At 59.6% G+C, this 15,245-nt stretch carries 9 protein-coding genes; 7 read left to right on the forward strand and 2 right to left on the reverse strand.

Features of this window, described 5'->3' with window-relative positions:
* Window positions 1–335 precede the first annotated feature (335 nt).
* From HFP54_RS25390 to HFP54_RS00930, 5 genes are all read left to right on the forward strand, one after another.
* A complete protein-coding gene (locus HFP54_RS25390) occupies window positions 336–3,146 on the forward strand; it encodes a flagellin N-terminal helical domain-containing protein (protein ID WP_197136131.1) in 2,811 nt (936 codons plus the stop codon).
* Window positions 3,147–3,561: 415 nt separating this feature from the next.
* Window positions 3,562–6,372, forward strand: a complete 2,811-nt coding sequence (locus tag HFP54_RS00915) for a flagellin N-terminal helical domain-containing protein (protein ID WP_168563738.1) — start codon at window positions 3,562–3,564, stop codon at window positions 6,370–6,372.
* A 293-nt stretch (window positions 6,373–6,665) separates the two neighbouring features.
* Complete coding sequence (gene fliD / locus HFP54_RS00920; protein ID WP_168563739.1) at window positions 6,666–9,419, forward strand: flagellar filament capping protein FliD; 2,754 nt, start codon at window positions 6,666–6,668, stop codon at window positions 9,417–9,419.
* 73 nt (window positions 9,420–9,492) lie between these two features.
* Window positions 9,493–9,942: a flagellar protein FliS gene (locus HFP54_RS00925; protein ID WP_168563740.1), complete on the forward strand. Its 450-nt coding sequence runs from the start codon at window positions 9,493–9,495 to the stop codon at window positions 9,940–9,942.
* A gap of 130 nt (window positions 9,943–10,072) precedes the next feature.
* Window positions 10,073–11,020 (forward strand): hypothetical protein, encoded by a 948-nt coding sequence (locus tag HFP54_RS00930; protein ID WP_235951171.1) that lies wholly within the window; start codon window positions 10,073–10,075, stop codon window positions 11,018–11,020.
* Between the two features lie 58 nt (window positions 11,021–11,078).
* Here the strand turns inward: HFP54_RS00930 and metF are convergent, their stop codons facing one another.
* Both metF and HFP54_RS00940 read right to left on the reverse strand, forming a co-directional pair.
* The gene (gene metF, locus HFP54_RS00935) at window positions 11,079–11,948 is read right to left on the reverse strand and encodes a methylenetetrahydrofolate reductase [NAD(P)H] (RefSeq protein ID WP_146411658.1); all 870 of its coding nucleotides are present in this window, start codon (window positions 11,946–11,948) and stop codon (window positions 11,079–11,081) included.
* Between the two features lie 216 nt (window positions 11,949–12,164).
* The gene (locus HFP54_RS00940; protein WP_168563741.1) at window positions 12,165–12,998 is read right to left on the reverse strand and encodes a phytanoyl-CoA dioxygenase family protein; all 834 of its coding nucleotides are present in this window, start codon (window positions 12,996–12,998) and stop codon (window positions 12,165–12,167) included.
* Window positions 12,999–13,420: 422 nt separating this feature from the next.
* Here HFP54_RS00940 and HFP54_RS00945 point away from each other — a divergent pair, with 422 nt between their 5' ends.
* Window positions 13,421–13,969, forward strand: coding sequence for a HEAT repeat domain-containing protein (locus HFP54_RS00945; RefSeq protein WP_146411665.1), 549 nt, complete (start codon window positions 13,421–13,423; stop codon window positions 13,967–13,969).
* A gap of 95 nt (window positions 13,970–14,064) precedes the next feature.
* A complete protein-coding gene (locus HFP54_RS00950) occupies window positions 14,065–15,225 on the forward strand; it encodes an endonuclease/exonuclease/phosphatase family protein (RefSeq protein WP_390656223.1) in 1,161 nt (386 codons plus the stop codon).
* The last annotated feature ends 20 nt before the right edge of the window (window positions 15,226–15,245 follow it).

Here is a 15,245-nt window from a genome sequence, read left to right on the forward strand (position 1 = left end):
GGGCGCGGCATTGCGGGAAAAACGTCCCGGTTGCTGGCTAAGTACCAACGTGGCAACGGCAGCGGCAAGGCGGATTGTGACGTTTCTAGGGAAGATGCTGGATTCGGACCTGATTCGTTCAAGTTTGGCCAGCTTTTGTAGGCCTAAAAGTTTGCCAATATTTCGCCGTGACCAACGTTTGCAGCGGAAGGCAGAAAAGTGTTGCTGCCCTCCGGCAGGTGTATCGGTGTTCGGTGCCTGCCCAAATTCGAACGCACCGCTGCCCGGTTGAACTTGTTTGAGCGGCGGAACGCACATTCCGCCGGCAGCGATGCCGCAGCATAGGGGAAATCACCATGACACGGATCAACACCAACGTTTCGTCTCTTGTCGCCCAAAACCGACTTCAATCCAGCAACGCCGACCTGCAAACTCGCCTGACGCGTTTGTCGACCGGTTTGCGTATCAACACGGGTGCGGACGATCCGGCCGGTTTGATCGCCAGCGAAGCCTTGCGGGCTGAAATCACCGGATTGAACAAGGCGATCAGCAACACGCAACGAGCCAGCCAAATCATCAGCACCGCTGACAGTGCCTTGGGCCAAGTCAGCAGCCTGCTGAACGACGTCCGCGGCCTGGTCGTCGAAGCAGCCAACAGCGGTGCCCTGTCGTCCGAGGAAATCGAGGCGAATCAACTGCAAATCGACAGTTCGCTGGAAGCGATCAATCGGATCGCCCAAACGACCACTTTCCAAGGCCGAAAATTGCTGGACGGCAGCCTGGATTTCAACACCAAGGCCGGCACAGGCTTTTCCAACGTGAAAGACTTGGAAATTGACCAAGCCAACTTGGGCAACCTTGGCAAGATCAGCGTGAACGTCGAAGTTCAATCCGCTGCCACCAAGGCGTCGGTCACGTCCACCGGGATCCCCGCAACGACCACGGCAGCCAACTCCACCGGGACGATCAGCTTCGGTGCACCGTCGGCCGATGCCGAAGCAACCGGCACCGCGTCCTTCAGCAATTCCTACACCGTTGGCGCCGAAGCGACCGGGACGATCAACTTCGACGATGCGTTCACGCCCAATGCCGAAGCGGGCGGTACGTTGACGCTGGGCAGCGGCGTGACGTTGGACATCGATGCGGTCGACGGCGGCCTGGCCGATGGTTTGAAGGGTGACAGCACGATCATCGAAGTCGTCACGCAAGTCGGCGGCGATTCGTCGGCCAGCTATGACGCCGACAGCGACACGCTGACGTTGACCTTGGTCGAAGGCGACAACGCCGCGGCAATCGTGACGGACCTGACCGGCGACCCGAACTTCACCGTTGCAGCCAACGGTGGTACCTCGGGTACGATCGCCGCGGGCGATGCGGGCACGTACACCGGCCAATTGACCGGCGGTTCGAACACGACCAGCGGCACGACGGGCTTTGACCTGACGGCGGTCAACGGTGGTGCGGCCGACGGTGCCAAGGGGAACGACACGGACATCGTGTTGACCAGTGGTGCGACGACCGGTGCGGCCTACGACGCCGACAACGACTTGCTGACGATCACGGTTGCCGACGGTGACACGATCGCCGACATCGCCGCGGCGATCAACAATGACGTCGGTGACGATTTCATCGCATCGAACACGGTCAACGGCGACTACGCCTACGACGCGGCCGACAACACGGCGATCGGCAGCCCGCTGACGGCTCAACTGGCCAGCGGCACCGACCCGACGTTGGCATCGTCGTTCGACATCGAAGCGGTCAACGGTGGTGACGCCGACGGCACCGCGGGTAACGGCGTGACGTTGAACCTGACCAGCGGTGACACGACCGAAGCGGTTTACGACGCCGACAACGACGTGATCAACATCACGGTGGCCGATGGTGCGACGACGGCCGACATTGCCGCCGCGATCGACAACGAAGGCACGTTCATCACCAAGAACGTGCAAAACGGCACGGCCTTGTTCGCCACGGCGGATCTGGGTGCGAACGACCCCAGCCTGACCGGTGGTACCGACGCGACAGCCGACGACGTGATCACGGTCACGGCGGATGAAGCCAGTGCCGATAGCGATGGCGTTTCCATCACACTGAACGCGGACAACTCGCTGGCCGCCGGTGAAGCTCAGGCATCGCTGGACGACGACGGCAACATCGTGGTCGCGGTCAGCAGCAATGGTGCGGTCAATGTCGGAACGATCTCCGCCGCCATCGATGATTTGGACGGCTTCAGTGCCGAAGTCACCGCGACCGATGGTGACGGCAGCTATGACATCGACAACGACACCGCGGCGACCACGACCGACCTGTCCGGCGGTGTGTTCGGCGGCGGACTGAACGCCGACCTGGTGGTTCAGTTGACCGGTTCGCTGGGGGCCGAAGTCTTCCAATTCGATAAGGGAGCTTCGCTGGACGACGTGATCCAGTCGATCAACTTGGTTGCCGACGCGACCGGCATTCAAGCCGAAGACGACGGCGGTTCGTTGAAGCTGACCAGCACCTCGTACGGTTCGGATTCGCTGATCGATGTCGAAGTCATCAGCGAAGGCGAAGGCGGAACGTTCAAGAGCGGCCTGTCCGCCGAACGTGCCACCGGTACCGACCTGTCGGCAACGGTCAACGGAATCGCGGCCAACGCATCCGGCAACACTTTGTCGATCAACACCAGCACGTTGGACTTGACCATGACGGTCGAAGAAGGCGTCAGCAGCGACATCAGCTTTGACATCACCGGTGGCGGTGCGACGTTCCAATTGGGACCGGAAGTCACCAGCACGCAACGAGCCAGCTTGGGCATCGGCAGCGTCAGCACCGGTCAACTCGGTGGTGCCAGCGGTCGACTGTACGAACTGGCCAGCGGTCAGGCGAAGAGTCTGACCAATGACATCAGCGGTGCCACCGAAGTGATCGACGAAGTCATCAACAAGGTCACGGGACTTCGCGGCCGATTGGGTGCGTTCCAAGCAACGACGCTGGACAGCAACATGGTCAGCCTGAACGAGACGAAGGCCAACCTGCAAGAAGCGGAAAGCTCGATCCGCGACGCCGATTTCGCCGAAGAGTCCGCCCAACTGACCCGGGCTCAAATCCTGGTCCAATCGGGCACGAACGTGTTGGCCATGGCCAACCAAAACCCGCAGAACGTTTTGTCACTGCTGCGATAAGTTCGCCGAAACAAAAAGTTCGCCGAAACATATTCCGCCGGCCGAAACCCGATTTTCGGGGCATCGGCCGGCCACCGGAAAGCCGCGAAACGCCCCGTCGAATCAGTTCGACGGGGCGTTTCTTCGTTTTGAACAGGGACATCGGCTCAGTTCGGCGGCCCGAGTATGTCAAAGCTTAACGGTCGTTTCGAATAATGCAGGCACCGGGTCGACAGTCGTCCAGATTCGGACGCTGTTCGGCCAGATTTGTGGGGAAGGAATTCCGATACCGAGTGTGACGCAAACAGATTTCCAAATCGGGGACGCGAGTTTCACACCGCTCCGGTTCGGAATGTTTTCCGGTCTTCGCGTGGCCGGGCCACGCGGTCGGAAGAGACTGCGATTCATTAGTCTCACTTGATATGGAAGTCCCGCCATGACACGGATCAACACCAACGTTCCTTCGCTTGTCGCCCAGAATCGGCTGCAAACGAGTAACCGGGATTTGCAGACCAGCCTGACGCGGCTGAGCACCGGCTTACGCATCAACAGCGGATCGGACGATCCGGCCGGTTTGATTGCCAGTGAAGCCCTGCGAAGCGAAATCACCAGCCTGGGCAAAGCCGTCAGCAACACGCAACGGGCCAGCCAGATCATCAGCACCGCCGACAGCGCGCTTGGTGAAGTCAGCAGCTTGTTGAACGACATCCGCGGTCTGGTCGTTGAAGCGGCCAACAGTGGCGCTTTGAGCCCCGACGAAATCGCTGCAAACCAGTTGCAGATCGACAGTTCGCTGGAAGCGATCAACCGGATCGCCCAAACGACCACCTTCCAAGGCCGTCGACTGTTGGACGGCAGCTTGGACTTTGTGACCCAGGGCGGATCGAACTTTGGAACGATCACCGACTTGCAGATTGATCAAGCCAACTTGGGTGCGTTGGGCGCGATCGACGTCGACATCGAAGTCGTCGCGGCGGCGACCAAGGCGGAAGTCAGCACGACGGGAATCCCGGCATCAACCACCGCGGCATACTCCACCGGGACGATCAACTTCAGCGCCCCATCGGCCGACGCCGAAGCGGCCGGCACCGTGAACTTTGCCAATTCGTTCACCGTTGGTGCCGAAGCGACCGGGACGATCAACTTCGACGATGCGTTCACGCCCAATGCCGAAGCGGGCGGTACGTTGACGCTGGGCAGCGGCGTGACGTTGGACATCGATGCGGTCGACGGCGGCTTGGCCGACGGTTTGAAGGGTGACAGCACGATCATCGAAGTCGTCACGCAAGTCGGCGGTGATTCGTCGGCCAGCTATGACGCCGACAGCGACACGCTGACGTTGACCTTGGTCGAAGGCGACAACGCCGCGGCAATCGTGACGGACCTGACCGGCGACCCGAACTTCACCGTCGCAGCCAACGGTGGTACCTCGGGTACGATCGCCGCGGGCGATGCGGGCACGTACACCGGCCAATTGACCGGTGGTTCAAACACGACCAGCGGCACGACGGGCTTTGACCTGACGGCGGTCAACGGTGGTGCGGCCGACGGTGCCAAGGGGAACGACACGGACATCGTGTTGACCAGTGGTGCGACGACCGGTGCGGCCTACGACGCCGACAACGACTTGCTGACAATCACGGTTGCCGACGGTGACACGATCGCCGACATCGCCGCGGCGATCAACAATGATGTCGGCGATGACTTCATCGCATCGAACACGGTCAACGGCGACTACGAGTATGACGCTGTCGACAACACGGCACCGGGCAGCCCGCTGACGGCTCAACTGGCCAGCGGTACCGACCCGACGTTGGCGTCATCGTTCGACATCGAAGCGGTCAACGGTGGTGACGCCGACGGCACCGCTGGCAACGGCGTGACGTTGAACCTGACCAGCGGTGACACGACCGAAGCGGTTTACGACGCTGACAACGATGTGATCAACATCACGGTGGCCGACGGTGCGACGACGGCTGACATTGCCGCCGCGATCGACAACGAAGGCACGTTCATCACACGGAACGTGCAAAACGGCACGGCCCTGTTTGCCACGGCGGATTTGGGTGCGAACGACCCCAGCCTGACTGGTGGTACCGACGCGACGGCCGACGACGTGATCACGGTCACGGCGGACGATGCCACTGCCGACAGCGATGGTGTTTCGATCACGCTGAACTCGGACAACTCCTTGGACGCGGGCACCGCAATCGCATCGCTGGATACCGACGGCAATATCGTCGTCGCGGTCAGCAGCAACGGTCCGGTCAACGTTGGTGCGATCTCGCAAGCGATCGACGATTTGGAAGGCTTCAGCGCCGAACTGACCGCGACCGATGGCGACGGCAGTTATGACATTGTCAATGACACCCCGGCAACCACGACCGATCTGACCGGCGGCGTGTTCGGCGGCGGACTGAACGCCGACTTGGTGGTTCAGTTGACCGGATCGTTGGGTTCGGAAGTCTTCCAGTTTGATAAGGGAGCTTCGCTGGACGACGTGATCCAGTCGATCAACTTGGTTTCCGATTCGACCGGCATTCAAGCCGAAGACGATGGCGGTTCGCTGAAGTTGACCAGCACCACGTACGGTTCCGAATCGCTGATCGATATCGAAGTCATCGAAGAGGGCGAAGGCGGAACGTTTGAAAGCGGTTTGACCGCGTCGCGGGCCAATGGAAAAGACATCCGCGCCACGGTCAACGGCACGTCCGCCACCGGCGACGGCAACACGTTGTCGATCAACACCAGCACGCTGGACTTGACCGTGACGGTCGAAGAAGGCAGCGACACCGACGTGTCCTTCAGCATCACCAGTGGCGGTGCCCTGTTCCAACTGGGCCCCGACGTGACCAGCAATCAGCAAGCCCGTATGGGGATCGGCAGCGTCAGCACCAGCCAACTGGGCGGTGCCAGCGGCCGGCTGTACGAATTGGCCAGCGGCCAGGACAAGAGCCTGACCAACGACATCAACGGTGCCGCACGCGTCATCGATGACGTCATCAATAAGGTCACCGGGCTGCGTGGGCGGTTGGGTGCGTTCCAGGCAACGACGCTGGACAGCAACATGGTCAGCCTGAATGAAACGATGGCCAACCTGAAGGAAGCGGAAAGTTCGATCCGGGACGCCGACTTTGCTCAAGAATCGGCCAACCTGACGCGAGCCCAAATCTTGGTCCAATCCGGTACCAACGTGCTGGGGATCGCCAACCAGAACCCGCAAAACGTCCTGTCGCTGTTGGGATAAGCCGATAATCAACGCTGACCGACCGCCGCCATGGCCTTGGGCATCCGGCGGCTCGGTCCGGCATCGGCCACGAAATGTCCGACAAACCGCAGTTTTTCGCGGTTCCAACGCCGATCGGCAAGCTAGGTTTCGGACGGGGTTAAAAGCAGATCATCCGCACGGGTGGTCAGGCGGCTAGTTCGATCGCATCGATCCGATTGAATTGGTGAATGCTTTGGCCCGAGTTTGACGATGACAAGGATTGAATCGATTCGATCGATCCTGATTTTCACCGCTTGGGCGTTCTTGTTGCCATGGGCCGTATTCAATCTTCCGTCGGTTTGGTTACCGGTACCGATATTTTGGGTACCGTTGAACAGCTGATGCAGATCAGCGCCCAGCCGCGCGATCGATTGTCGGCGCAAACCGAAACCTTGCGGCAAGAACAATCGGCGGTGAATTCGCTGATGGCCATGGTGATCGGCGTCCAGTTGGCCGGAAATGGACTGGGCAGCGAGGCGCTGTATCACAGCAAATCGGCCAGTTCCAGCAACAAAGACGTGCTTTCAGCCACCGCGGGCGAGAACGTCGAAACGGGCGACTACAGCGTCCGCACGCTGGCCACTGCGGCGACCCACAGCGTTTCGTCACGGCGGCGATTTGATTCCGCCGAAGAAGCATTGGGCTTTGAAGGAAAGCTGACCGTTGCACCGGAGGGTTTTCTGGACCAGTCCGCCAGCCTTGCGGATCTGAACGGCGGACGTGGGGTCGAAGCGGGAACCATTCGCATCACCGACCGCAGCGGCGCGTCGGCGGAAATCGATCTGTCCGACGCACGCACCGTGGATGACGTGATCACCGCCATCAACGACGCCGACGTCGACGTCCGGGCCACCACGGTGGGCGGTGCCTTTCGTCTGATCGACGAAACCGGGAAATCGACATCAAATCTGATCGTTGAGCAACTTGGCAGCGATGAAACCGCCGCCGATCTGGGGCTGTGGGGCGTCAATGAAGCGTCGGATTCGGTCACCGGCGCCGCACTGGAACTTCCCGACGGCGTGCAAACGTTACGCGGGGTCGCGCTGGACGAATTGGCCGGCGGTGCGGGCTTGGACAGTTTGACGACGCTGGACATCACTTTGTCGGACGGTTCGTCCGCGTCGGTGGACTTATCATCGGCGACATCCACCAGCGAAGTGATCGACTTGATCGACGCCGCGGGCTTGGACCTGATCGTCGGACTCAATGACGCACGAAACGGATTACGTATTCGTGACGTGTCGGGCGGTTCGGGCAACCTGCAAATCGATTCGGCCGACGACACCGCTTCGGCCTTGGGCCTGCAGGCCGACACCACCGACGACATCGTCGTGGGCACCAATTTGAATCGTCAATTGGTCACGGCCGATACCAAGCTGGAAGACATGAACGGTGGCGCCGGTATTGGGCTGAGTGGTTTCACCATCAAAGACAGCGCCGGGGTTACCGGTGCGATCAATTTGAAAGCCGATCAGATCAGCACGATCGGCGAATTGGTCGACGCGATCAACGATTCATCTGCCGACGTGACCGCGTCGATCAACGAAGCGGGCGATGGCATCCAGGTCATCGACAATGCGGGCGGCGAAGAAGCACTGACAATCACCGATGGCGGATCGGGAACCGCGGCGGCCGACCTGGGCATCGCTGGAACCGCGACCGAGCAGACGATCGGCGGCCAGACCGTTTCGGCGTTGGTGGGAACGCAAGCCGATGTCATCGAAGTCACCGCCGAGGACACCCTGACGTCGATCGCGGAAAAGATCAACAACGGGCGATACGCCACCGCCGGAATCCGACAGAACGACGACGGAAGCTTTTCGCTTTCGGTTCGCAGCCAAACCGCCGGGGAAAGTGGCCAGCTGGCGATCAACACCAGCGGCTTCAACTTAGATCTGGACACCACGTCGATCGGTCAAGACGCATTGATCGGTGTGACCGACGCCGACGGCAGCGAACGCTTTTACACGTCGACCGACGGCGTGTTCGAAATCGGCGATGCGGGATCCGCCGGCTCCGCCTTGGGATCGTTGACGGCGCTTAGCGATCTGGGCATCACCAGCGGAAGCCTGAAGATCCAGGATTCCACCGGCGCCACCGGGGCGGTCAACATTACGACCGAAGGTATCACCAGCGTTGGTGCATTGGTGGATCGGATCAACGCCCTGGACATCGGCGTCACGGCTTCGATCAAGGAAGACGGTTCGGGCGTTCAAATCATCGACAACGCCGGCGGCGATGAAGACTTGGTCATCGAAGACGTCGGCAACGGCATTGTCGCGTCGACCTTGGGATTTGCGGGAACGGGCGAAACGCAAACCATCGACGGTGTCGAAGTCTTGGCGGTCACCCCGGAGGAATCCGACAGCAGCGATTCCAGTGGTGGATTGGTGTTGACCGTCAAAGAACTTTCCGACGAAGCCATCAAAGTCACCGTCGGTGACAATCCCGACGCCGCGGTCAATGCGGTCAAGCGTCTGGTCACGCAGTACAACACGTTGGTCGATGAAGTCGGCAAGCTGAGTTATTTCGACAGTGAAACTGACGAAGTCGGGCTGTTGTTCGGCAGCAGCGAAGTCTTGCGAATCGAAACCGGATACAGCCGGCTGATATCGGGACAAATCCGCGGCGCCGGTGACATTCAATCATTGGGCCAAGTCGGCTTGCGACTGGATAGCGAAGGCAAGCTGCAGTTCGACGAAAGCAAGTTCAAGGACACGCTGTCCGAGCAACGCGAATCGGTGGTTGATTTCTTCACCACCGACGACACCGGTTTGGTTGCCCGCATGGACAGCCTGGGGGAACGCTTGGCCGGCGATTCCAGCAGCCTGTTGCTGACGCGAACCCAAACACTGACGACCCAGATCGAACGCAACGACCAGCGGGTCGAGTATTACAACGCACGTCTGGAAACCGAACGTGAACAATTGTTGTTGCAATTCATCGGTATGGAAGAAGCGATCGCCAAGTTGCAAGGCAACATCAGCGCGATCGAAAGCATCCAACCGATCGAGATCCCGGAATAGGCCGTCTTGAAAAACGACGTCGATCCTTGATCCGACCGCTTATCGCCAATCACTCGAAGGGAGTCGAGAATCTATGAACGAAGCCACCAAGCAGGGAAGCGGACAGTACCTGGAATCTGCGGTCATCAATGCCCCGCCGGCAAAATTGCGGTTGATGCTGATCGAAAAAGCGGTCCAAGTGGCCGATCGCCTGTCGCGGCGGTGGCGGCACGAAGACACGCCTGCGGTTTGCGAAGATTCGATCTGGTTGCTGGACCTGTTGAACGAACTGCTGTCCGGCGTGACGGATAAAGATACCGATTTGGGCAAACAGGTTTCCGACCTGTACGTCTTTCTGTGCAAACACCTGATCGCCGCCGAAGAAACGCGGGACGCCGGTGCCATCGATGAAATCCGTTTGGTTCTGGAAGTCGAAGCGGAAACGTGGCGGCTGTGTTGTGCCCGACAGCTGGCCGGCGAACAACCGAATACCGAAACCCCCGTGCCCGATGCCGGTTTGACCGGTCTGGACCTGTGCGGCTGAACCAAGCCGACGGTCATTGCATTGGCGGCGAATCCGTCGCCAAGGTTTGACGGGCTTGAGCGAACGCTAGGATAGAAGGGGTTCGGCGAACCCGAATCGGATCCCCATCATCACGCCCCCCGGTAATGCCATGCGTCTGCTGTTCGCTTTTTTGTTCGCCCTGTTTCTGGTTTTTGCCGATCGGGTACGTTCCTTCGCCCAAGCGGTTGCCGAACGCCCCGCCGCGACCGAGAAAGATACGGCGGAAACCAAACAAGCGGATTCGTCCGACGCGACCGCAACGGACCAGGATCCGCTGTACGTCCGCATCGCCAAGAGCGACGACCAACGGCCCGAAGCCCTGCAGACCGCGATTGTCCGATACCGGGGCAAAAAGGGCTCGGAGTTCGAAGGCAAGGTGGTGGATTTGGTCGGCGTGGTCCACATCGGACAGCGTGAGTACTACACAAAACTGAACGGTCTTTTGGCCAAGTACGACAAGGTCTTGTACGAGCTGGTCGCTCCCGACGGGACGCGAATTCGGCCGGAAGATCTGAAGCGTCGTCGGTCGCTGTTGGCGTCAATGCAGACCGGCATGAAATCCATGCTGAATCTGGAATATCAGCTGGAGTTGATCGATTACATGGCGGACAACTTTCGTCACGCCGACATGTCGCCCGATGAATTTGTCGAAGACTTGGAACGACGCGGCGACAGTTTGCCGAAAATGGTGGCCCGCATGATGGGGGCGGGACTGGCATCGTCCACGCAAACCGGCGGCGATGCAGGGTTGCTGATGGCTTTGTTCAGCAAAGACCGCAGCAAGATGATGAAACAGACGATGGCGCGCCAATTGATCGACATCGAATCGGTCACCGCCGGCATCGATGATGCCAACGGTGAAAACACGTTGATCAAAGGTCGCAACGCCAAAGCGTTCGAGATCTTGCGTGAAGAATTAAGCGGCGACAATCAAAAGATCGCCGTCTTCTATGGTGCCGGTCACCTGCCCGACATGGCCGAGCGTTTGGAAGAAAACTTCGACATGAAACGTCGAAAAACGCAGTGGTTGGACGCCTGGGATCTGACGCGAAACTAGTCCGTGCCGTGATGCCGGTACGACCGGCGGTTTGGTTTGCTCCGCGACCAACGGCGACCTAAACGGCGAACGACAAACCCTGCAGTAGCCGTTCGGCTGCTTCGGTCTTGTTCAGCACGTAGTAATGAATGCCGGGCACGCCGTTTTCCATCAGGTCGATGGTTTGACGTCGGGCATGTTCGACACCGATTTCGAATTCTTCGTCGGCGTTCTGGCACTTGCCAAAGGCGTCCTCCAACGATGCGGGGATCGCCGATTTGCACATCGTCGCGATCCGCTTGGCTTGAGCAAAATTGGTGACCGGCAGAATGCCCGGGACGATCGGAACCGTGATCCCGGCGCGGTCGCAGTCATCGCGGAAACGATAAAAGTCGGCGTTGTCGTAAAACAATTGGGTGACCACAACATCGGCCCCCGCGTCGACCTTGCGTTTCAGATTCGTCAGATCCGTTTGGGCATCGGGTGCCTCCTGGTGCACTTCCGGATAACCGGCGACCAGAATGCCGAAGTGATCGAAACGTTCACGAATCAATTCCACCAGTTCGTTGGCGTACCGCAGCCCGCCTTCGGTTTGCACAAACTTTTCGCTGCCCTTGGGCGGGTCTCCACGCAAGGCGACGATGTAATCGACCCCCGCGTCGGTCGCTTGCTGTAGAAAATCACACAACTGTGGCACGGTCGCCCCAACACACGTCAGATGGCTGGCCACGGGCAGATTCGTCCGAGATTTCACTTGCCGCAGAACATCCAGGGTCATGCCCTGGGATGATCCGCCGGCCCCGTAAGTGCAAGTCATGAACTTGGGGCCAAAATCGGTCAAGCGATCGACGTTTTGGCAAAGCTTGTCCAGCCCGGCAGAGGTTTTGGGCGGGAACAATTCGAACGAAATCGTGCAGTCGGCAGACTGGTAGGCGCTGGTTAGCTTCATAGCGAAGAAGGGTTGACGGGACGGACGGTTTGTCTGTTCCGATGACCGTCAACCGGACTCAGTCCGTCACCGCGAGCTCTTATTCTAATCCTTTTTGCCGATCCGCCAACCGAAACCGTCGGAGACGATCCGAAGACAACCGGGCCGGCAAAGTGCGGTTGCCGAAATGATTCTGCGGCAGAAAGCTTGTCGGGCAAACCGACCGGCGGGTCACAATCACTCGGCCGGGCGCGAGGCACCGGGCCACAGTTCGGGATCCGCCTTGCCGCGAACCGGCACGCCCTTGGCCTGCCAGCCCAGGTAAGCGGTCACATCGGCGGGACAGTACCGCAGTGTCAGCCCGCAGCGTCGGCGATCGCTGTCATTGGGTGCCGATCCGTGCAACAGCAAATCTCTGTGGATGCTGATCTGGCCGGCGCTCAGGGGCGTGTGCATCCGAGTGCCGTATTGCTCTGGGTTTTCGACGGTCTGGTCCAGAACGTTGCCCGCCCCCGCGTCGCTGGTTTCGAAATCGATCAAGCCATAAGTGTGGGAACCGGCGAAGATTTCCATTCCGCCATTTTCCAAGTCTGCATCGTCGATGGCCAGCCAAACCGTGACCGCCTTGGTCGGTGTCAAAGGCCAGTAACTACAGTCCTGGTGCCAATCGACTCGTTTGCCGTCACCGGGCATTTTGCAAAAGAAGTGGGCACCCCAACCGATCACGTCTTGCCCCAACAAATCTGAAACGTAGTCGACGATGCGGTCGTCACACAGCATGTCGTACACACGAGCGTGTTTCAGATGCGCGCTGCTGATTGAATAGCTGTCTTTGCCTTCGGCCAAGGTCTTTCGCAGCAAGTCGTCAAAGAACTTACGGATGTCGGTGATCTCGGCTTCGTCATACACATCCAGCGGCCCCAGGAACCCGGTCTCGTTCCAGCGTGTGATGTCGTCGGTGCGCAACCGTTTCGGCTCGGTCGTCTGGCTGGGAAAAAACTGGATGGTGCGGTCGACCGTTCCGATCGAATCGCGGTCGGGAATGATGGCGAAATCGGTGGGCTGTTGCATGGCTGTTTTGATCCGTAGCGCGTGGGGGAAAGGTCGACGATTCCATTCGATTCAGGCCGATGCCACTGATCGAGATCCGCAGGGAAACGGGCGATGTTCGGATCGGCAAATCGGCCCAGTTTCATCGCCGTCGCCAAGCCGCCAACTCGATCGGGGGTGCGACCCAAATTTCTCTATCATCCAATTCTAACGCAACCAGAATGGTCGCCGTCTGAATCGTGGCCATCGGATTCGGGCGGCTAGTCGCCAGCGTATCGGCGTCGATCTGCGGCGTCGGTTCGATCTTGCGTCGCCCTTTGGCGATTTGCTAACGCACCCAAGTGACGAATTTGGTTCGGCGATCGTCGCCGTGCCGTTCCCGAATGGCCGCGATGGATTCGAACATCCGATCCCACCAAAGGTGAAACCCAAGGACGCCAGTCATGTCCACCAGCGAACATGAAGCAGTTTTAAACCAAGACCTGTTTAGCGACGATACGGTCCGTTTGATGGCCGTGTTGCGTGCAATCACTCTGATCGACGAAGTGTCGTTGTCACGAATGGATTTGCCCTGTGCGTCGCGACTGGTGGAACTGACCGGGCACAGTGCGGAAATGGTCCGAATCGGATCGGCCGAGGCCCTGGAGTGCGGGCTGCCGGTGCACGCCGATGAAGTGCCACGATTGTGCGAATTGCTGGCCGATCAACAGCACGGCGATGTCAGCTATTGGGCGGCCACGTTGCTGGGACGTTGTGGTGCCGCCGGCGGACTGGGCGGACATTGGGCTGAAGCGATCATGGCGCTGGAAAGCTGCCTGACCGATTCCCATTTCTTGCCGACTCGAGAACGTGCCGCTTGGGCACTCGGCCGGATCGGACAAAAGGCGGCCGGGGCGATGCCGGTGTTGCGAAACATCGCCGAAGATGCACCGCCGCGATTGCGTCGTCTTGCCATCGAGGCGCTGGAATCCATCCGCGGTTTCGCTGCCTAGGGCGACCCACCATCCCTGCCCGGTGACTGTGGGCGGCCTGACACGACGATTCGGCGACAGGATGTTGCCGCGAAACCCCGCTGCAAGGAAGCGACGTGGGATTGCTATTCAATAAAAAGCGGCGTCGCCGCAGCAAAAGCCGCAGCCTGCTGGGGTCATTGCCGCTGGTCCGTTGGATCGGTCCTGGTCTGACCGGTGGTGGCATCCTGGCGACGATGCTGGGTGCATTCACCGGCCAAATCGATCTGCCGTCGTTGGACAAGTATCGGGGCGAATCGCCGCCGATCGAAATGCGGCCGATCAGTCTCAGACAACTGGGGGAAAAGTCTGCGGAGACCATCCGTGTGGCAACGTTCAACATCCAGGTCTTTGCCGAAGCCAAGTCCAACAACCGCACCGTGATGCAGCAGATCGCGGGCATCGTCGCCAACTTTGACGTCGTCGCGATTCAGGAAGTCAAAAGCAAAGGCGTCGCGCTGGACCGGCTGATGGAGATTCTGAACCAGGAGGTTCCCCGCGGCGGGCGGCCTCACTATCAAGCGGTGATGAGCCAGCCGCTGGGCCGCACCAATCAAAAGGAACACTATGCGTTCGTCTGGGACGACCGCCGAATCGCGTTGGTGCCCGACAGCCAATACGTCGTCCAAGACGGCGAGCCCAACAGCGAATCGGATTTCCTGCATCGCGAACCCATGGTCGCCTCGTTTCAGGTGCGTCCGGCGCCGAATCAGACCCGGCAACCGTTTCGGTTCACGATGATCAACATGCACACCGATCCGGATGAGGTTCGTGGGGATTCCCGGACCAATGAGATGAATGTGCTGGACGATGTGTTCAACAATATCCGCAGTTGGGAATACAGCCAGCACGGCGAAGACGATTACATGCTGGTCGGGGACCTGAATGTGGACGTCCCAAATTTGGGCGAAATGGGGCAGATCCCTGGGATCGCCAGCTTGGCCGGTGGTCTGACGACCAATACCGCACGCAACAAGACGTACGATCACATTTTGATCGACCGCTATACGACGCAGGAATTCATTACGGGGCGGGCCGGTGTGGTCGACTTCGTCAACGATTTGGGCGTCACCAGCGAACAAGCCAAGGCGATCAGTGATCACCTGCCCGTTTTTGCGGAATTTAGCGCGTTTGAGATTCCACCGCCCTCGCCCGATCAATCCACGACCAACGTGGCGTCACGGGGGGCTGCTGAGAAAACAAGCGGCAACAGCGCCGCGAATCGTTTGCGGCGTTGATGCAACTTGGGTTTGGAACG

It is taken from the genome of Crateriforma spongiae, from assembly GCF_012290005.1.
Taxonomy (GTDB): Bacteria; Planctomycetota; Planctomycetia; order Pirellulales; family Pirellulaceae; genus Crateriforma; species Crateriforma spongiae.